Annotated in this window: 15 protein-coding genes and 1 tRNA gene; 4 read left to right on the top strand and 12 right to left on the bottom strand. The window is 70.4% G+C overall.

Going from position 1 to position 19,506, the window contains the following annotated elements:
• Nucleotides 1-2,902: 2,902 nt before the first annotated feature.
• Both ACFYVJ_RS33665 and ACFYVJ_RS33660 read left to right on the top strand, forming a co-directional pair.
• Entirely contained in the window at nt 2,903-3,607 is a 705-nt protein-coding gene (locus ACFYVJ_RS33665) for a hypothetical protein (protein ID WP_388899948.1), read from the top strand.
• Between the two features lie 654 nt (nt 3,608-4,261).
• Nucleotides 4,262-4,984, top strand: a complete 723-nt coding sequence (locus tag ACFYVJ_RS33660) for a hypothetical protein (RefSeq protein ID WP_388899945.1) — start codon at nt 4,262-4,264, stop codon at nt 4,982-4,984.
• Here the strand turns inward: ACFYVJ_RS33660 and ACFYVJ_RS33655 are convergent.
• The 3 genes from ACFYVJ_RS33655 to ACFYVJ_RS33645 form a co-directional block, all read right to left on the bottom strand.
• Nucleotides 4,956-5,642, bottom strand: coding sequence for a GyrI-like domain-containing protein (locus ACFYVJ_RS33655; RefSeq protein ID WP_388899942.1), 687 nt, complete (start codon nt 5,640-5,642; stop codon nt 4,956-4,958). The two genes, ACFYVJ_RS33660 and ACFYVJ_RS33655, sit on opposite strands and share 29 nt — an antisense overlap.
• 201 nt (nt 5,643-5,843) lie before the next feature.
• The gene (locus ACFYVJ_RS33650) at nt 5,844-7,625 is read right to left on the bottom strand and encodes a DEAD/DEAH box helicase (protein ID WP_388899939.1); all 1,782 of its coding nucleotides are present in this window, start codon (nt 7,623-7,625) and stop codon (nt 5,844-5,846) included.
• Nucleotides 7,626-8,026: 401 nt separating this feature from the next.
• Nucleotides 8,027-9,487, bottom strand: coding sequence for an MFS transporter (locus tag ACFYVJ_RS33645; protein ID WP_388899936.1), 1,461 nt, complete (start codon nt 9,485-9,487; stop codon nt 8,027-8,029).
• A 136-nt stretch (nt 9,488-9,623) separates the two neighbouring features.
• On the opposite strand from ACFYVJ_RS33645, the gene ACFYVJ_RS33640 reads away from it, so the two are divergent.
• Both ACFYVJ_RS33640 and ACFYVJ_RS33635 read left to right on the top strand, forming a co-directional pair.
• On the top strand, nt 9,624-9,974 hold the full coding sequence (locus ACFYVJ_RS33640; RefSeq protein ID WP_388899933.1) for a hypothetical protein: 351 nt from the start codon (nt 9,624-9,626) through the stop codon (nt 9,972-9,974).
• 152 nt (nt 9,975-10,126) lie between these two features.
• Nucleotides 10,127-10,201: transfer RNA gene (locus ACFYVJ_RS33635), tRNA-Cys, on the top strand.
• A gap of 195 nt (nt 10,202-10,396) precedes the next feature.
• Here ACFYVJ_RS33635 and ACFYVJ_RS33630 read toward each other — a convergent pair.
• The 9 genes from ACFYVJ_RS33630 to ACFYVJ_RS33590 all read right to left on the bottom strand — a co-directional run bounded on the left by ACFYVJ_RS33630 (nt 10,397) and on the right by ACFYVJ_RS33590 (nt 19,434).
• Entirely contained in the window at nt 10,397-11,593 is a 1,197-nt protein-coding gene (locus ACFYVJ_RS33630) for a hypothetical protein (RefSeq protein WP_388899930.1), read from the bottom strand.
• 401 nt (nt 11,594-11,994) lie between these two features.
• Complete coding sequence (locus ACFYVJ_RS33625) at nt 11,995-13,272, bottom strand: tyrosine-type recombinase/integrase (protein WP_388899927.1); 1,278 nt, start codon at nt 13,270-13,272, stop codon at nt 11,995-11,997.
• A 14-nt stretch (nt 13,273-13,286) separates the two neighbouring features.
• Nucleotides 13,287-13,532 carry an excisionase family DNA-binding protein gene (locus tag ACFYVJ_RS33620; RefSeq protein ID WP_388899924.1) on the bottom strand — a complete coding sequence of 82 codons (246 nt, stop codon included), beginning with the start codon at nt 13,530-13,532 and terminating at the stop codon, nt 13,287-13,289.
• A 338-nt stretch (nt 13,533-13,870) separates the two neighbouring features.
• On the bottom strand, nt 13,871-15,844 hold the full coding sequence (locus ACFYVJ_RS33615) for a DUF3987 domain-containing protein (RefSeq protein WP_388899921.1): 1,974 nt from the start codon (nt 15,842-15,844) through the stop codon (nt 13,871-13,873).
• An 88-nt stretch (nt 15,845-15,932) separates the two neighbouring features.
• Nucleotides 15,933-16,319 carry a hypothetical protein gene (locus ACFYVJ_RS33610; protein ID WP_388899919.1) on the bottom strand — a complete coding sequence of 129 codons (387 nt, stop codon included), beginning with the start codon at nt 16,317-16,319 and terminating at the stop codon, nt 15,933-15,935.
• Between the two features lie 29 nt (nt 16,320-16,348).
• Nucleotides 16,349-16,564, bottom strand: a complete 216-nt coding sequence (locus ACFYVJ_RS33605; protein ID WP_225793267.1) for a hypothetical protein — start codon at nt 16,562-16,564, stop codon at nt 16,349-16,351.
• 17 nt (nt 16,565-16,581) lie between these two features.
• Entirely contained in the window at nt 16,582-16,776 is a 195-nt protein-coding gene (locus tag ACFYVJ_RS33600; protein ID WP_388899916.1) for a hypothetical protein, read from the bottom strand.
• Nucleotides 16,773-17,081, bottom strand: a complete 309-nt coding sequence (locus tag ACFYVJ_RS33595) for a hypothetical protein (RefSeq protein ID WP_388899913.1) — start codon at nt 17,079-17,081, stop codon at nt 16,773-16,775. The genes ACFYVJ_RS33600 and ACFYVJ_RS33595 overlap by 4 nt, the downstream gene beginning before the upstream one ends.
• A 151-nt stretch (nt 17,082-17,232) precedes the next feature.
• On the bottom strand, nt 17,233-19,434 hold the full coding sequence (locus tag ACFYVJ_RS33590) for a cell division protein FtsK (protein WP_388899911.1): 2,202 nt from the start codon (nt 19,432-19,434) through the stop codon (nt 17,233-17,235).
• Nucleotides 19,435-19,506: the final 72 nt, after the last annotated feature.

Below are 19,506 nucleotides of genomic sequence, written 5' to 3'. Positions count from 1 at the left end.
GGGGCTTCGCCCCACCCTTGACACCGGACTCCGGCCCGAAAGACCGGCGGCTATGGGTGGCCCGGAGGGAGCGGGCGCCCTAATGCACCGCTACGGATGCCGTGCCCGGCGGACGGGGTGGCCGGGGCCACCGGGAGTTGGGCCAGTCCCGATCGCCGATGTCTCGGCGGACGGGGGGCCGGGCCGCCGGCCGGTGGGTCTGGCCTGATCGCCGATGCATCCGGTCGACGGCGGCCGGGGCCGGCGGGTGCCGGGTCTTCCCCGATCGCTGAGGTTCCCGGCGGACGTGGGGCGGCTGCCGCTCGCCGGGCTCCGCCCTGATCGCCGTTGCCCCGGCGGACGTGGGGCGAAGGCCGGAGACGGGCCAGGGCCGATCGCCGATGTTCTTGTAGGACGTTGGGCGGAGGCCGGGGGCGGGCTGGCGCCGGTCGCCGTTGTCCCCGCTGGACGGGGGCGGAGGCCGGAGACGGCTGCGCTCTGTCGCGGATACCCCCGGCGGGTGGGGTAGCCCCCCGGATCTGGGCTCAGCCGGGTTACCGGTGTCCCCGGTCGCCGGGGGCGAACGGCGGTGCCGGGCCTGATCCGATCGCGGGCGGTACCGGCAGACGGGGGGGCGAATACCGGCGCAGGGCGGGACCGGTCACGGGCAACCCCGGAGAGGTGGGGCCGGACGCCCAGGGGCGTTCGCGGGGTGGGCCGGATGCAGGGCTGGGGCCGGGGGTGTTCGTGGGGTGTGCCCGGGGCGGGGCTGAGGGAGGTGAGCATCGCACGGGGGCGGGCCCGGGCCAACCGTAGGCGCAGGCCGTACGGGGTCGCCGTGACCCACATCCGCCGGGCCGGACCCCTTCGGGGAGCCCGCACCGGCGCGCCTCTGCGGCGCCGATGGACTGTGCGTGCGTGCCGCCGGGCGAAACTCCGGCCCCGGGTCCCGATTCGGCCCGGATCCGGGGGTGTTACCGCGAGTTACGACCCAATCCCTCCGCCCAGGCGCCGCGGACAGCAATCGCCGGGCCTCGGCACGGCCGCGTGCCCACCGATGGGCGAAAGTCGACCCGAGAGGGCGATTCGCCCCGGCTCGCGAGGGGTGTTACCGCGAGTTACGGCCCAATCCCTCCACCCGTGAGCCGCTGCAGGGAGTGGCCGGTCTCGGAATCAGCCACGCGCACGTCGATGAGCGAAAGTCGGCCTATGAGGACGATTTGACCCAGTTCGTGGGAGATGTTACCGCGAGTATTGCTCAATTCCTCCGCCCGGGAGCCATCGCCGGGGGCGGTCGCTCTCGGAATCGGCCACGTGTGTGTCGATGGGCGAAAGTCGGCTTGCGAGGGTGGTTTGTCCAGGCTCGCTGGAGGCGTTAACGCGAGTTGTGACCCAATCCCTCTGTCCGGGAGCTGTCGTCGGTGGCGGCTGGCCTCCCAATCGGATGCGTGCGTGTCGATGAGGGAAAGTCGGCTCGCCAGGGCGGTATGTCCAGGTTCGCGGCAGGGATTGCCGGGAGTTTGGCTCGCTTGCGTTCAGTCGGGGTGTTCCGGACGGTGGTTGGTGTGGCTGGGTGGGCGAAACTCTGGCCCGGTAGGCGGTTTGGGTTGAATTTTCGGGGTGGGTTACCGCGAGTTCATCCCTGCCGCGTGCGCTCCAGCCACCTGAAGGGCGGATGGCCCGGGTGGATGCGTCTGGGTGGGCGAAAGTCGGTACCAGGGGCCGATTCGGGCCGCATTCGGGGGTGTTACCGCGAGTTACGACCCAATCTCTCCTCTGCGGCAGCACCGGCCGCACCCCCTGCGCACCGCCGCCGGGCGGACGCCCGTCGTGCGGCTGGGAGTTGGGCGGCGCTTCCCCGGGTGGGTCGGTGCTGGGCGCCGGCGGGCACCGGGTCTTGCGTGAGAGCGCCGCTGCGCCCGGAGCCCGTTCCTCCGGGGACGCCGCTGGGCTCCGGCCCGGGGGGCCCAATGCTCCAAAACCCACGTCGGGCCGTTCAGCTACGAGACCGCCCACCCCGACGCCCGCCCTCCCCACGACGCCGCGCAGTCCGGCGACCAGGCCCCCGCCAACCGCGTCGCCGCCCCCGACGCCGCCGCCACTCGCGCCGCCCCGCCGCTCCCGGCGCACCCGCCGCACCCCGCGCCCCCGGGCGCCGGCGCCGGCGCCGGCGCCGGGAGCATCCCTCCTCCACCATGTACCCGAGCCGCCACCCCGGCGCCGCAGCACCCAGCCCGCCGGACCCATCCACCCACCAGGCGTCGCCCCCTGCGCGGCCGCATCCCGCCCGCCCGGGGCCACCACGCACCAGGCCCCGCCCCCAAGTCCCGCCCCCAGCCCAGCCCCAAGCCCCTCGACCGCGCCGGGCCGCCCCGGGCACCACCCACCCGCGCACGTGTGCAGACTTCCGCCACCGTGACCATTTCGACCCGGTTTCGAATCCCTCCCACCACGAGTTTCACCTCTGGCGCCCACGCCGTCGATGTTCGGCGTCTCGATCGTCCGGGCGCCGAGCCGGCTCACGTCGCCGTAGCCGACCTCGTCGAGCATGATCAGCACGACGTTCGGGCGTACGCCGCCGCCGGTGCCCCGCCCGCGGACCGAGGCGCCCGCGCGCGTACCCGCCGCGGCCACCGCCAGTCCGGTGCCGGCACCGAGGACCGCGCGTCGGCTCGGCCGGTGCGTTCCCGTCACGAGTTCGGATCCTTACGGATAGGCGACAGGCCCCCGAAAGCTACGTGCGCGCGCCCCCGGTGATCGTCATCCCCCGAGCGGCACTGCGGCTACGTCCCGCGGCGCACCCGCGCGGTGGGGCGTACGCCGTCTGCCGCGGGCGGTGAACGCTCCGGCTCCCCGCCCCGTACTCCCGGGGGAAAGCGCGTACTTCCGTACGTGCTCCATCGGAACGAGAACCGGAGGAACCATGCACCGCACCACGATGTCCCCTCGGCGTAGGCGCGTCCCCGCCCCGGCGCTCGCCCTCCTCGGCGGGCTCCTCGCCGCCGCCCTTGCCGTCCCCAGCGTCGTCCCCGCCGCGGCCGCAGGCGACGACGAGCCGCCGCAGACGCCCGTACCACCGAAGTTCGTGGACCGGACCGGTACGAGCGTCACCATGGAGTTCGACTTCTGGGACCCCACCACGGTGCCGGACAACGTCGGCGTCACCGAATTCCTGGTGAGCAACGGCGAGACGACCAAGGTCGTGTCGGCGGAGAGATGGGGAACCGAGTTCACCGGGCTGCGGCCCGAGACGAGCTACTCCTTCACCGTGCGGGCCCGCGACGCCGCCGGCAACGTCTCCGGGACCAGCTCGCCCGGCACGATCTCCACCGGGGTCGACCCCGACACCGAGCCCCCGTCGCCCGTGACCAGGATCCAGCCCGAGGAGGTGGCCGACGGGGCCAACTACGTGTGGTGGAGCGGCGCCGGTGACAACGTCAACTTCCCGCGCGGGCTGCGCTACCGCGTGACCACCGACGGCGGCACCGACCACGTCATCTCCGGCAGGACCTTCTACGGCGACCATCCCAACCTCGGCGACCCGCCGCTCAAGGGCTGCACCATCACCGTCCGCGCCATCGACCGCTCGGGCAACGTCTCGGCGCCGCGCTCCGCCGACTTCTGCTGAACCACGGACTGCTCTCCACCGGTCCGTCCGCGGTGGCGGGGAAGCACCACCTCCCCGCCACCGCGGCCGTCCGTCCCGGCCGTCTCACCCCGGCGTCTCACCCGCGTCTCACCCCGGCAACGTACCGATGAAGTGGGCTTTCGGGCCCCCTGCCGGATTTTCCCTCGGCGGGGCCGGTTCCCCTCATGGATGAAGGAGACGTGAGAACTGCTTCATACAAGGGCACCCCGGGCAGTTCACCCGCGTCCCCTGCCGTTAATCTCCGCGATTATGACCGACCTTGAGATACACCAGCCGGACGCGGACGGCACCGGCGGGCGACCCGCCGATTCCGCGTCCAAGACCAAGGCTGACGCCGACGCCGACGGGGGTAGCGGGGGGAACGGGGGTGACGGGCCCGGCCGGGCGCGCGAAGGGGTCCGCCCGGGTGCCGAAGCCGCGGATGCCGCCGAGCCTGCCGCTGTCGCCGAGCCTGCCGAAGCAGCGGAGCCTGCCGAAGCCGCGGTGCCCGCCGAAGTTGCCGCAACGGGCGTAGTCGCTCCCACGGGCGAAGTTGCCGCAACGGGCGCAGCCGCCACCACGGGCGCAGCGGCCGCCACGGGCGCAGTCGCCGCTGAAACCGCCGGAGCCGCCCCGCCCCCCACCCGCCGCTGGGTGCTCTGGGGTGCCGGGGGCATCACCGTCCTCGTCCTCGCCGCCGATCTCCTCACCCGCGGCTTCAACCACTTCGAGCCCATACCCAGCGTCCGCCGCATGGTCAACGTCGACCTCGAAGCCAACCTCGCCACCTGGTGGAACAGCACCCTCCTCCTCGCCGTCGCCGGCGTCGCCCTCGCCGCCGCGCTGCTCAGCGGGCGCGGGGCCCGCCCCGGGCGGCTGTCGTGGCTCGGGTTCTCGGCCGCCACCGCGACACTCAGCATCGACGAGACCGTCTCCCTCCACGAACGCCTCGGCGAGGTCGGCAAGTCGTGGAAGGAGACCGCCGGGGTGGCGCTCCCCTCGCACGCCTGGGTGCTGCCCGGGGCGATCCTCGCCGTGGCGGGCGTCGTGGTCGCCGTCGTGTGGGCGCGGAGGCTGCCGCGGGATCTGCGGTTCGGGCTGCTGGGGGCGCTCGGGGTGTATCTGGGGGGCGCGCTGGTCGTCGAAGCGTTCAACGGCTGGGCGCACAAGAACGATTACAGCCTCACGCTCATGCTCGGCACCCTCGTGGAGGAGGGGCTGGAGATGGGTGCCTGCGTCGTGGCCCTCGCCGTCCTGGGCCGCTACGTCGTCGTGGAGCACGACCCGGTGACCGGCCGGATCTCGGCCTTTCTGCGCTACGAGCGGTCCCGGCACCCGGAGCGCGCGGTCACTCCGCCCGTTCGACAGGCTGCCTGAGCACGGTCTTCAGTTTCTCCGGCCGGGCGCGCCGCGGGTCGCTCAGGTAGACCTCGTGGTGGTGCCCGGTCATCCGGAGGCCGTTCGCGGCCAGGTACTCGTCGTGGAGCCTGGCCAGCGCCGGCCCTTCGTCGTCGTACGGGCCCACGTGCAGGAGCTGCGCGCTGGTGCCCTCGCGAAGCGATTCGACGCGGAGCAGCGGCAGTGCGGGCGGGGCGGGGGCGCCCTTCTTCGCCAGCGCCGCCCGCTTCGCCTCCTTCGCCTCCCCGACGAAGCCGTCAGTGATCCACTCCGGCAGGCTGATCAGCATGCGCCACTGCCAGGCGCCCTTGTCCCGCGCCACGAACGCCTCCGGGCGGTCCGCCCACCACAGCCCTTCGAGCGGTCCGACGACGAAGTCCCGGCCCAGGGTGCGCTTGCTGGCGAACTTCACCGTGTACGCGACCGCGTAAAGCGCTTCGACGGCCCGGGCGTAGTCGGCGGTCGTGTTGGGGTCGCCCGCGCCGTCGACGGCAAGGAAGCGCTGCGCCGGTACGTCGACCAGCTCCCAGTCGGTGTTCCTCGGCGCGTAGAAGGGCCTGAGCGCGCGCTTGACGTCGTACTTGCCGTCGGACGGGCTGTCGGACCGGCTCTCGGACGGGCTGTCGGAAGTGGGCATGGCGCAGCCTAGCCCAGCAGGTTCCGTGGTACCGGGGCCGGACGGGCGCTGCGCCCGCTGCCGGTGGAGCCGTACCGCACCGGGGCGGAACCGACCCGCGTCCGCGGCGGACTCGCCGCCTCCGCGGCGGACTCGCCTCCGCGGCGGACTCGCCGCCTCCGCGGCCGACCCGCCTCCGCGGCCGCCTCTCCGCCCCCGGGCTCACTTCATCCGGGTGGCCCACTCCCGCACCTTGGCTATCCGCTGCCGGATCTGCCCCGGCGTCGCCTCCGCGCTCGGCGGGCCGCCGCAGACGCGGCGCAGCTCCGTGTGGATCACCCCGTGCGGCTTGCCGCTCTGGTGGACGTACGCGCCGACCAGGGAGTTCAGCTCCTTGCGCAGCTCCATCAGCTCGCGGTGCGTGACCACGGGGCGCCGGTCGGCGGGCAGTTCCAGCAGGTCCGCGTCCTCCGCCGGCTTCTTCCTGCTGTGCGCGATCTGGCGCGCCTGCCGCTTCTGCAGCAGCATCTGCACCTGGTCCGGCTCCAGCAGCCCGGGGATGCCGAGGTAGTCCTGCTCCTCCTCGCTGCCGGGGTGGGCCTGCATGCCGAACTCGGCGCCCTCGTAGACGACCCGGTCGAAGACCGCGTCCGACTCCAGCGCCTCGAAGGGCAGTTCGTCCTGGTCGCCGGTGTCCTCGTCCTGCTGCTTCTCCGCCTCCGCGAGTTCCTTCTCGCTCTCGGCGTACGGGTCCTCCTCGCCGTCCGGCTTCGGCTTGTCGAGGACGTGGTCGCGCTCGACCTCCATCTCGTGCGCGAAGCCGAGCAGCGCGGGGATCGTCGGCAGGAACACGGACGCGGTCTCGCCGCGCCTGCGCGACCGTACGAACCGGCCCACCGCCTGCGCGAAGAACAGCGGCGTCGAGATCGTCGTCGCGTACACCCCGACCGCGAGCCGCGGCACGTCCACGCCCTCCGACACCATCCGCACCGCGACCATCCAGCGGTCCTCGGAGTCCGTGAACTCGTCGATGCGCTTCGACGCCCCCGCGTCGTCGGAGAGCACGACGGTGGCGCGGTGCCCGGTGATCTCCTTGATCAACTTGGCGTAGGAGCGGGCGGAGTCCTGGTCGGCGGCGATGACGAGGCCGCCGGCGTCCGGGATGCCGCGGCGGATCTCGGTGAGGCGGCGGTCGGCGGAGCTGAGGACGTTGGGCATCCAGTCGCCGCGCGGGTCGAGGGCGGTGCGCCACGCCTGGGCGGTGGCGTCCTTGGTCATCGGCTCGCCGAGACGGGCGGCGACCTCGTCGCCGGCCTTGGTGCGCCAGCGCATGTTGCCGCTGTACGAGAGGAAGATGACGGGGCGGACGACGCCGTCGCCGAGGGCGTTGCCGTAGCCGTAGGTGTAGTCGGCGGAGGAGCGGCGGATGCCGTCCCTGCCCTCTTCGTAGACGACGAAGGGGATGGGATTGGTGTCCGAGCGGAACGGGGTGCCGGTGAGCGCGAGCCGCCGGGTCGCGGGCTCGAACGCCTCCAGGCACGCCTCGCCCCAGGAGCGGGAGTCGCCGGCGTGGTGGATCTCGTCGAGGATGACGAGCGTCTTGCGCTGCTCGCAGCGGTTGCGGTGCAGCATGGGCCGGACGCCTACGCCGGCGTAGGTGACGGCGACGCCCTGGTAGCTCTTGCCGACCGGCCCCGCGCTGTACTCGGGGTCGAGGCGGATGCCGATACGGGCGGCGGCCTCGGCCCACTGGGTCTTGAGGTGCTCGGTGGGGGCGACGACGGTGATCTGCTGCACGACGTGGTGGTGCAGCAGCCAGGAGGCGAGGGTGAGCGCGAAGGTCGTCTTGCCGGCGCCGGGGGTGGCGACGGCGAGGAAGTCGCGCGGCTGGGACTGCAGATAGCGGTCCATGGCCGCTTCCTGCCAGGCACGCAGCTTGCCGGCGGTGCCCCAGGGGGCACGGCCGGGGAAGGCCGGTGAGAGGTGATGAGAGGTGGTGCTCACGGTCTCCGGGTGGGGTCGGTCGTCACTGGCGGCCGCTCGCGGCCAACCGCGTCAGCCTACCGCCGCCCCACACGCCACCCGCGGCGCGCCGGACGAGAGGAGACTCACACGAACCCGGGTCGGGAGACGTCCGGTTCAGGTCCCGGCGCGACGCCGGCAGGTATCGAAGCGATACGACGCGAAGCGGTACGGAACGCAGGGATACGCATCGAAGCGTTTCGTACCGACACGACCCGGCACGACTCAACACGACTGGCACGACTGGCACGACTGGCACGACCGCCACGACCGGCACCACCGGCACGACCCGGCGCGAGACGCATCGAGGCGCCACCCCTCCGAGCCGGTACGCCCCCACGCCCCCACGCCTGTACGACGCTACGCCCCTACGCCCGTACGCCTCACCCCGTAGCGGCCTTCGCCCCCGGCGCCGTACGCAGCCTCCCCGCCACCGCCGCACCGACCAGCGCCACCCCCGCCATCGGCAGCAGCACCGCCACGAACGCACCCGGCTGGGCGTCGCCGCCGGCGCCCAGGGCGCCGTGGCCGACGGCCGCGCCGCCGAGGGCGGCGAAGATGACGCCGGCGACGGCCAGGAGGACGACGTTGGCGAGGCTGTCGGAGAGCTGGAGGGCGGCGGAGTTGGTGCCGGCCTCCTCGGGGGCGGAGAGCTTGAGGAGCAGCACGCTCGTACCGGAGATGACCATCCCCATCCCGTAGCACCCGAAGGCCCACTCGACGGGGACGATCCACACCGGCAGCGACTCCACCAGCACCAGCGGCGCCGTCGCGATCGCCGTGGCCGCCAGCAGCATGCCGATGCGGACGAGCTGCGTCCGGTACGGGTCCAGCCGGGGCCGCGCCTGCGTCCAGGAGCCCAGCGCCCAGGTCGCCCCGCCGACGGCCAGGCACATGCCGGCCTCGGTCACGGACAACCCGCGCTGGGTGACCAGCATCAGCGGCACGAAGCTCTCCGCGGCGATGAACGACCCCGCCGCGATACCGCGCATCAGCACCACGGTCGGCAGCCCGCGCGCCGCGACGTACGTGCCCCGCGGCAGCAGCACCCGCACCGCCGGCACCAGCAGCGCCGCGCCGGCAAGGGCCGGCAGCAGTGAGAGCCAGCGCAGGTCCTGCCCCGCGTACTGGAGCAGCCCGCCGCCCGCCGCGATGGCCAGCGCGAGCCGGATGCGGCGCCGGTCGAGGGCGGGCGGCGCGGCGGGGTCGACGGGGCCGCGGGCCCGGCGGCGTATCGCGGGGAGGGCGACGACCAGCGGTACGACGACCAGCGGCGGTATGCCGAGGAAGACCCAGCGCCACCCCAGGTGCTCCGTGACACCCCCGGCCGCCAGCGGCCCCACGACCGACGGCACCACCCACGACGCGGCGAACGCGGCGAGGATCGACGGCCGCAGCCGCTCCGGATACGCCCGGCTCACGGTCACGTACAGCGCGACGATCACCAGCCCGCCGCCGAGCCCCTGCACCGCGCGCCCGGCGACGAACGCCCACATCGTCTGCGCGGTGCCGGATATCACCAGCCCGACCGCGAACGTGCCGATCCCGGCGGTCAGCGGCCGCAGCGGCCCGCTGCTGTCGCACCACTGGCCGGAGAAGACCATGGCGAAGAGCGCGGTGGTGTAGAAGGCGGAGAAGGCGTAGGCGTAGAGCCCGATGCCGTCCAGGTCGTGGGCAGCGACGGGCATCGCGGTACCCACGGCGGTGGCCTCGAACGCGATGAGCAGGACGACGGTGACGATCCCGATGCTGAGCGCCCGGTACGGACGCCGCAGCACGCCCTCGGGGGCGGGCGGAGCGCCGGTGGGAGCGACGTCGGTGTCGCGCGATTCGAGGCTGGCCATGAGCAGCAGGGTAAGGCCCCACACCGACAAGAGCCCCTGTCCATAGTCGGGTCCGCCGCTAGGCCGTTCGGCCTAGGGCTTCCCGGCGGCGACGGCGGTAGCGTCGCATCGCCACGGCGAGACAGGGGGATCCGCCATGCACACCGCCCGCGTCCGGACCCGTACCCGCGCCACCGCCTCGGCCGCCGCCGCAACCGCCACCGCGGCCGCCGTCGCCGCCCTGCTGACGGCCTGCGGCCCCGATCCGGAGCTGCGTGCGTGCAAGGACGCCATGGCCGAGGACTTCAAGCACACGATGGAGACCGGCGACGAGGGCGGCGGCGAGCCACCGGAGTGCAAGGAAGTCGGCGACGAGGACCTGATACAGGTCTTCGGCGAGGTCATCAAGGACGCGCTCGGCCCGGCGGCCCACAAGGACACGGTGCGGGAGATGCGCGACGGCTGGGGCAGGGAAATGCTCGAGCAGTGGCGCGGAACCCCGCAATAGCCCACACCCCACACCCCACACCCCGCAATCCGCACACGCACCCCGCACCCCGCACCCCGCACCCGTATGCACACGCTGTTGCCACCGTGTGACATCCCACCGCCCCGCATTGAGCCCCACCCCTCCCCCGCCTACGCTCGACGGAGCAGCAAGGCCGTGTGCCCGAGTGGCTGAGGGGCTCGCCTGCAAAGCGAGTTACGCGGGTTCGATTCCCGCCACGGCCTCCACGCCGATGACCAGGCAAAATGAAGAGGGCGGACCCGATCGGGTCCGCCCTCTCGTGGTGCGGGGGTCTCAGTTCGGGTCTCAGTTGACCGGTACGAGTGCACCGGCCGCCCCGTCGTCGTCCTCCGGCGGGTCCGTCACTCCGGCCGCCCAGATCAGCCCGTCGACCTGCCGCGCGGACTGCGCCCGTTAGCGATCTATTCCACGACTTCTGCAATCGCCGCGACAGCTTCACCCAAACGCCGAAACACCTTTGTCGGCCGACCTAGTTGCTTGACTCCTCGCTCAAGAGGTTCACGCATATGCTTCTCGCAAACCACGAAATCTGCATATCCTGCCGCACATGACAGATATATCATGTCCGTCCGATCGTTCGGATCCCAGTTCGTACCCTTGTTGAGGTGCCGATGGTGAAGCATCTCACGATAAAGGCCCACCGCAGGAAGCGAACCAATGTCGTTCATTGGCCTTTTCTTCAACCATTGCTCGAATTCACTCAAAGGGAATCCGGCACCATGGGCTTCTTCGGCAATCTCGCGCTGAAGGTCGGACGCTAGCAACGCATCAATCGACTTGCGCTTTTGCTGAGAATCCAAGGGCTGCTCGTCGAGCCAATCACTGAAGCGTTGATTATTTGCGGCCCAACCGGCGTCAGGACCAGGCTCGACTTGCTCAGTGTCGAGCATGGTGTCGATGAGCGCAGAAGCTGAAGTGAAGGCTTGCAAACGAAATGCCATTTCAGGGGCAAAGCCAGAAGTATCCACAGGGGAGGCCGACGCCCGCTCCGATGAGTGGATTACGTTCGGAGCGAGCGTAAACACGGGGGAAGGCGAGGCATCTTCGGTGACATCCAGCCGGCGGAGAAACATCCCACGAATTTCGTCACGCCGAACCTGCAACGGATCGCGCATCTGCCAACCCCGACTCAGTTGCAGGATGGTCAAGCCGAGTCGATACCGCTTCTGGACCAAGGACCACTTGGTTGTCTCATAGTAGTGACCAGCCGATGCCGGCAAGATGATGCGTCTTTCTTGAACCCACTTGGCCAGTCGTTCGGCATCCCTGCGATCGCTGCCGGCGACCTTTCCCTGCAGTGACTCACTAACTGGCCGCCACATGTTCTGGTCAAGGTACACAACGGGCCGGTCGGCGAGCGGCGCCACCGCATCGCGCGTAGGCATCTCAAATATCAATTCGTCACCGGCGCAAGTCACGGCAAGCAGTCCGCCCCGTTGAGGCGAATAGTGCAGTCGAGACAGCACACTGGTCTCAGCGAAGGTTGACTTTGGCATTGGCTGCCGCGCCTCCTTGCCGTCCGAGCGCGTCAAAATCATCGCCGATGCCTCACGGTCGAGCGTGACCATCACGACAAACAATTCACTATCCTGACTCACTCCACCATTCTGCAGTCAATCCGGTCGAGCTATCAAGAAGTTTTGCGGGACACTTCCCTGCGGCGCTTGGCGGGGCCGGTCTGGGCCGACTGCCACGGATGGTGAGCACGTCATCCCAAACCTTGCTACCCAAGTTGTTGTGCGTCTCAGTTTCCGTCTCATTCGTGCCCGTACGGGGCTGTCCCGGGGCGCGCGGCCGGGCCCGGTCGGCGCGGGGTCAGTACCGGTTTGAACGGCTGCGGACGAGGGCGGATCATGGGCTGACCTGCGGGGGCCAATCGCAAAGCGAGTTACGCGGGTTCGATTCCCGCCACAGCCTCTACCTCTCTGACCAGGCAAAACGAAGAGGGCGGACCCAATCGGGTCCGCCCTTTCGTGATGCGGGGGTCTCAGTTCGGGTCTCAGTTGGCCGGTACGAGTGCGCCGGCCGCGCCGTCGTCGTCCTCCGGCGTGTCCGTCGCGTCGGCCTTCCAGATCAGCCCGTCGACCTGCCGCGCGACGTCGGCCCGCACCGCGTCGACCATGTGCTGATACCGCGCGGCCATGGCGGTGGTGGACCACCCCATGAGGCCCATGACGGCCCGCTCGGGGACTCCGAGGATGAGGAGCACCGTCGCAGCCGTGTGGCGAGCGTCGTGCAGCCGCCCGTCACGTACCTTCGCCTCGGTGAGCAGGGCCTTCCACTCCGCCCAGTCCTTCCGGTGGGACGCGATGCGTCCGCGTTCGTCAGGGAAGACCCAGCCTCCCTCCTGCCAGCGCTCCCCGGCGGCCTGGCGTTCCACTTCCTGCTCCTTTCGGTGAGTCCTCAGGAGGTCCACGAGCTGCTGCGGGAGGCCGACAGCACGGCGGCCGGCACGGGACTTCGTGGTGGACGTCTCCGGGTTGCTGCGCTTCTTCTCGGGGCAATACCCGGCCTTCCGCCCGCAGGGCTCCGCGCACCCGTGCGCGAACCGCGGGCGGTGTCGACTACGGCGCACCACCAGGAACCCGGCGTCCAGGTCTACGTCCTCCCACCGGAGTCCGAGCACTTCCCCTTGCCGCAGCCCGAGGGCGAGGGCGACGGCCCAGCGCGCGGAATTGCGGCGTCGGTCGGCAGCTTTGAGCAACCGCTGCACCTCCCCCACGGTGTAGGGCTCCACCTCGTACTCCTCAACTTTCGGGGCCTTGGCCAACTGCACGGGGTTTCTGCCGAGGTGCCCGCGGCGGACCGCTTCGTTGAGCGCGGTCCGGAACGTGCGGTGCACCTGGTGGGCGGTGGCGGGCTTGCTGCCGCGCCGCTGCATCTCCGCGTAGAAGCGCTCGATGTGCTCCGGCCGCAGGCGGTCGAGCCGGTGTGCTCCGAGTCCGGGAATCAGGTGCCTCCGGACCGCGAACCCGTAGCTGGCCGCAGTGTTCTCGTTGACGGCCAGCGGCGCGATGTTGTCGATCCAGTGCGTGAGCCACGTGGCGACCGTCCACGCGCGTCCGGGCTTACGGACGGTCTTGGCCTCCCGCTGACGCTCCAGCGCCCGCACGGCCTCGGTCACCTCGGCCCGGGTCTTGCGCTTGACGTGCCGGCGGTCGGGCTTGCCGTCGTCCCGGACTCCGACGGTCACGCGGCCGTGCCACTTGCCGTCACTGCCCAGGTAGATGGAGGAGCGGCCATTGGGCTGGCGGGTGCGCTTCTTGTCGTCTCCCACGGTTGCTCCTTCTCTCAGGCTGCGGACTGGACAAGGGGACGGCCGGGCGCCGCCCGCAGGCGGGCGACGTACTCAGGAATCGCGTCGGCGGGAACGCGCCGGAGGCGGCCGACCGTGACCGATTCCAGCTCTCCAGTGCTGATGAGCCGGTAACAGACGGTCCTGCCGATACCGAGCCGGCGGGCCGCCTCCTCAACCGAGAGCAGCGCAAGCGTCGGGTCGATGTCGCCGTGATCACGGGGGCTCAGGGTGTGCTGCACGGTGATCCCTTCAACGCTTGGAGTACGGAGGTTGGCCGCAGAAACCGCAGAATCCGCATAAACCAGTGGGCTCGGCTCCTGACCTGGGGGTTCGTGGCTGGCAGGGTGGCTGCCGCAGAAAGCGCAAGACGTGCCGCAGAAATACGGGTCGGCTGGTCCATCCGGTCTGCGGGATGCGGAGTGCGCGTATTTGTGCGGCGGTTGCGTCACTTTCTGCGGTAGCTGGCTCGGCACGGGGCCGAGGGTGCTGCGCTGCTGGTCAGCATGCGTGTTTCGGGGTTTTTGTTGTTTCTGCGGTTTGTGCGGCCGGACGGCGCCACGCAGGTCTGTCCGTGCGGTCATGCCAACCCCTCCCGTACCTGCGGGTGGATGACGTAGCGCGGGGCCGGCGGACGACCGCGCTTGCCGTTCCGGGGTGGTGTGTGGGTGCGCAGGTAGCCGTGTTCCTCAAGGAGCGAGACGGCCGGCTCCATGTCGGCGACCGTGGGGAACTCGGCGCGGGAGAGCTTGGCGAACAGGTCGCGACGGCTCACCGTCTCCCAGCCGTTGGCCGCCAGCACCTCCAGAAGAGTCCTGGCCCGCGACTGAGCCACGTCGGCGCCCATGAGGTCGAAGACGTTCAGGGCGTGGCCGGCGAAGTACTCCCCCAGCTCGATGGCGCCCAGCATGGTGCTCTCATCGATGGCCTTGCCGTACCCGTCGTGCAGGTGGGCGGCCAGGTGTAGCAGCCCGGCGATGCGCGCGACCGCGCCCACCAACTTGCCCGCCCACTTCTGGAGGTGACCCAGCTTGCCGCCCTTGGGACGTAGCTGGATCTCCAGTTCCTCCTGGTAGCGCCTCAACGTGCTGTCGGCGGCCGGAGTGAGCTGGAGGACGGCCGGATCCGTCCAGTCCGCCAGGGAGAGCGTGAGCGCGACGATATTGCGCTCATATCGAGCAGCAACGGCGTCCGCCACTGGATCGGGGTCGCTGTTCCGATAGCCCACCAGGGATTCCGGCACGGAGTAGAGGAACCGGGCGAGGAGGCCGCGCCCGTCGAATCCGCGGTGCTTGCCGATGTCCTCCAAGACGGTCGGTTGCACCGCCAGACCCATGGTGAGAGCCGGGGCTTCGATGGACTCCTCGCGGGAGCGTCGGTCGACGCGCAACCGGTCTCCGGCGTGCCCCTTCAGGAACACTTCCATGTTGGGTGTTCCGGAGTAGCGCCCGGCGATGATGTCGAAGATGCCGCCCTCGGCGGACATGACGGCCAGGCGCCCGCCTTGCTCGGCCATGAGGGATGTGACGGTCTCCGGCGTGGAGTCGTCGGCCAGCAGCCGGGGCCGCGCGGGAACGGTGAGCCCTTCGGCTTGCTGTGCCAGGCCGATCGCCTCGGCGACGAGCGAGTCATGCTCAGGGCCCTCGGCCGCCGCCGCACGAGCGGCGGCCTTGTCGGCTGCTTCCTGCGCCATCTTGCGCGTCAGGCCGGCTTCCAGAATGTGCCCGGCCATCTCTTCCGCGAGCGACTTTTCCGCATCGTAGAGAGGGCCGGTCATCGCGGCGAAGACGGCGCTCTTGCGGTTGGCGGGCGGGAGAGCGACCACCACATAGAGATTGGTCGGCTCACGCCACCTGCCGCGCACCTGCACGACGCAGCGCCCTCCGGCAGCCGTCGCCAGAACGGGCAGGGCCAGAGAACCCGCCATGTCGACAGGCGTCTGCGTCTCCTCGGCGATGCCGGCAGCGAACTCACGCAGCCAGCCGGGGAAGGTGTGCAGGGGGAAGGGCGGGAGCGTCGGTCGGGTATTGAGGGGAACGGGCTCCTGCCAGGTGTCAGGAAGCTTCTGGTCGCCGAGGGCGAGTGCTTCCCGCACTTCGGCGGCGGAAGCGTCCGGAGTCGAGGCGGCCTGTACGAGACGCGTTCCCGCTTCGATGAGGCGGCGGCGCTCGGACAGTTCGTGAACGATCTCGGCGTAGTACCCGGCGTTCGCGGCGGTGGGCACGGCCTGGACGAGGGAGTGGAGGTAGCTGGGGCCACCGACGCGGCGCAGGTCGCCGACGCGGTCCAGGTGGTGTGTGAGGGTGATCGCGTCGACCGGTTGGCCCTCTTCGTGCAGGGCGACGATGGCCCGGTGAATCGTCTCGTGGGCGGGCCGGTAGTAGTCCGCCGGGTTCAGGGTCTCGGTCACTTCGGCGATGGCTTCGGCGCGGAGCATCATGGCGCCGAGAACAGCCGCCTCGGCTTCCACGTCGTTCGGCGGACCGCTGCTGTCGGACTGATCGAACAGAGCGCGCACATTGCTGTACGGCGCGTCCGCGGACTCGGATGGCATGCTGGTGCCCTCCTGATTCCTGGTTGGGATAGGGAGACCGGAGGCGGCGGGCGACCTTGGTCGGGAGTGCCGCCGCCTCCGGGCGCAGCTAGGAGTCGGTGTGAGACGTGAGCCACGCCAGGTACTCCTGGCGGACGTAGGGCCGGTAGGACCGGCCGGGCGGGTGCAACAGCGGCTTGAAGGGGCCGCGCGTCGTGTAGTGGGTGTGGTCGAAGTCGGCGAGCCGTCCCGCCGCGTCTTCCGCCGTCTCGACTGCTGCGGCAGCGACTTCGGGCGCGTACGCCTGGACCTCGGCGAGAGCGATGCGGTCGAGCAGGGCAGCCTTGCGGAGCCAGAATTCGCGTCCCATCGGGACACCGAATTCCTTGTCGGCTGCCGCGCCGGCCACCCACGAAATCTCTGGGATGATGCGCGGCGCGTTCGCGTAGGCGACCTCGGGCGGCGGGCACGCCGCGGCGTTGGGATCGGGTGTCACTTCTCCTCCCTGGCTTGCTCGGATGGGGCTCACGGTTCGATTTCGAGGGCGCTGAGAAGGTCGGCGACGCTTCCGCCGAGGAGAGTCAGCCGCCGCTCAATGGCCTGCCATGACTCGGCATCGATAGCCATGAGGCTGGCGACGGCGGTGCCTCGGTCACCGTGGTCGAGAGCGGTGAAGGCGTCGCGCAGCTCGCCGACGGCCATGAGAGAGATGTGCTGCGGACGGGGAGAGATGGCGTTCAAACCGTTCTCCGTTCCGGTCAGTTGCCGATGCCGCGGACGGCGTCGGCGATGGCAGTGACGAGTTCGTTGACGGTGGGGGCGGCGTCGGTGTCGGCGAGGTAGAAGCCGAACAGGAGGGCGATGACGGCGCCGGTGAGGGTGGCGGACTTCAGGCGCAGCACTACGGCCAGTGCGATGCCGGCGAGCAGCACGACGGAGATGGTCAGGTTCATCGGCGGGGTGTCCTTCCCGTGTTCCGAGGCCCCGGGCGGGTGCCGGGGGCGGGGGTGGGGGTGGGGCTGTGGGCGTCGCGGTAGATGCGGGCGGCGCGGTTGTAGATCCAGCGGCCTATGCGGATGCGGCGGCCGTAGCCACGGCAGCGGCGGCAGTCACGGCCGCGCTTGACCCGGCCGCGGCGGGTGGTCTTGGTCTTGAAGCCGAAGCCATAGCACTTGCGGCAGTTGCCGTACGGACTGACGACGCACAGCCCGACGTAACAGAGAGTGACCGCGAGCGGGATGGTGGTAGTAGTGAGCATGGGGGTCTCCCGGGGCTGGTTCAGCGGGGTTGTGTGGGGTTGACGCGGATGGGCCGCTATGCGCTACGCCGCTGGTGAGATCAACTTTGGGGTGCTAGCGGGGGTGCTACCGGTAGCAGGCTGTGGTGCTACCGGTAGCACCGTGGGACCGTCAGGCCGCGTCCCGCTTGTCGTCACGCTCTGCAATCGCTTTGAGGATGTGGGTGCGGACGATGCCGCGGCGGGTGGTGCGCTCCCCGGCGTCCGTCGTGCCCGCGACGCCAGTCGTCTTCACCCCGTACGGCTTGAGCGCGGTGGTGACGTTCTCGGTCTTCCACCCGCCGTAGACCTCCGGGCGCAGCTCGGCCAGGCGGGCGGCGATCCGCTCGTTCCAGATCCGCTCTTCCTCCGCGGTGGTGACGGTGCGGATGTCGGCAAGCAGGTCGTAGACGGCCGCAGCGTCGGTGGTCAGGTCCTCATCGGCGGCGATGCCGGTGACGTTGCCGTAGTCCTCGCGCAGCTTCCGGGCGCGGGACGCGATCGTGTCCGCCAGGGTGGCGTCGACCTCGGTGCCGCGGATGATGGTCGGTTCGTCTTCCTCGCCGGCCATCCAGGCCATGCCCTTGTCCCGCTTGAACGAGAAGATCGTGGCGCGATACCCGGCCTTGTACATCGACGTGCCAAGGATCATGTCGTTCTCCATCTGGCCGGTGACCTTCAGGCAGAACCGCAGCACCGCGTTCGCGCTGATGGGCGTGGGGATGGAGTTCTTGTCCACACGCTGTGTGGCCAGCACGGTGATGAAGCCCAGCGCCGGACCGCGCTTGACGAAGTCCGTGACGATCTCCTGGATCTCCTTGCCGTACTTCTCGTGCTCGAACGCCTTCTGGCACTCATCCATCGCCACCATCACCGGGTGCAGCCGAAGCCGCTTGTCCGAGGCCAGCTCGGACGTGACCTTGGACTCCGGGCAGCGCGACAGCGGCAGCGAGTTGATGACCTTCGCACGCCGCCGCAGCTCGGCCTTCAGCTCCCGCAGGTCATCGAGGCAGTACTTGATGTCCTCGTCTTCCTCGCCGGAGCGGTAGCGGTGGCATACCGGCCTGAGCGGGCGGAAGTCGCCGGTGCCCTTGAAGTCGTAGGCGTGCAGCTCAGCGCGCGGATCCAGCGCGGCGATCAGCAGCAGAAGACGCATCAGGAACGTCTTGCCCATGCGCGGAATCGAGCCGATGACGCACGCGACAAACATCAAAGTGACGTTCACCCAGCGCATCTGCTGGTTGTTCGCGAACGGCACCGGCTTGAACAGATCCACCGTGCCCGACTTCGCCAGCGGCCAGGCCGGCGCCTTCGCCTCGTGCATCGGCCGGTCCCCCACCCACAGAATCAGCGTGCCCTCGTGGTCGTCCGGGTTGGGCATCGGCCACACACACCCGAGCTTCCGGCGCAGCCCGGAGGCCAGCTCCTTGCGCTTGTCGATGACGTCATCCGGCGTCACCCCCGGTGGCAGCTCGATGTCTGCCCGCCAGCCAGGTCCGTCGCGGTGAATCTCCGAGGTGAAGCGCAGCCCTGCGCCCTTCTTGATGGCCGCGTTCAGCTCCGCATTGCCCAGCGCCCCCAGCGCGGTAACCACCATGGAGGCGGTGAGCTTCGGCGCCTCGGTCTTGACCACCGCATGCTGCGAGATCGGCGAATCAGCCGGCGCCCCAACCGCACCGAATACCCCGACCGCCGCGGCGGTGGCGAGCGCCTGGACCCACCACGGGGCGGCGAAGCCCAAGAGCAGCGCGACCGTGGTGAGGATCGGCAGTATGACCACGGTCACCGCGCCGCGCCAGCGCACCCGCCGATCCCGCTGCCGGCACAGCTTCAGATACTCGCCGGTGTGCTCCCGAAACGCCTCCGCGGACCGCAGCCCCGCGCCCTCAGCGTCGGAGGCCCACCGGCGCCAGCCGCGCAGACTGCGTCCGATACCACGCGGGGTGTGCCGCAGCAGGCGGCCGGCGTAGACCGGCGAACGCAGCGCGTGAAAGGCCACGATGTGCCCCACGTACGCGGCCAGCCACCGCACCGCCGTACCCAGTTCGGCACGGGTCTTCAGCCAGGACGGCACCAACTCCCGCCGCCCAGCCTCACGCGCCTGACCCATCAGCCCCGGGTCCTTCGGCTGCGGGCCGTCGACCGGCCGCGGCCGGTCGGCGTCATCGTCATCCGCCTCGACACCCGATCCGTCCGCCGATCCGCTGGTGTCGGATCGGGTCGGCCGGGCCTTGTCGAAGTCGACTACATCGCCACCCGCTTCGGCGGGTGCGTCGGCGAACACTTCGGCTTCGAGCCGCTTGAACAGCTCTCGCTCGTTGTCCTCGTGATTCACTTCCAACTGTCCTTCCCCTGGGAGGAACGAGCGGGGTCCGGCCGCTGCTTTGGTCGGTTGAGACCGGACCCC

It is taken from the genome of Streptomyces sp. NPDC004134 (genome assembly GCF_042874195.1).
GTDB lineage: Bacteria > Actinomycetota > Actinomycetes > Streptomycetales > Streptomycetaceae > Streptomyces.
Note: the sequence above shows the minus strand (reverse complement) of the source record. Positions and strands in the feature narration are given on the sequence as shown.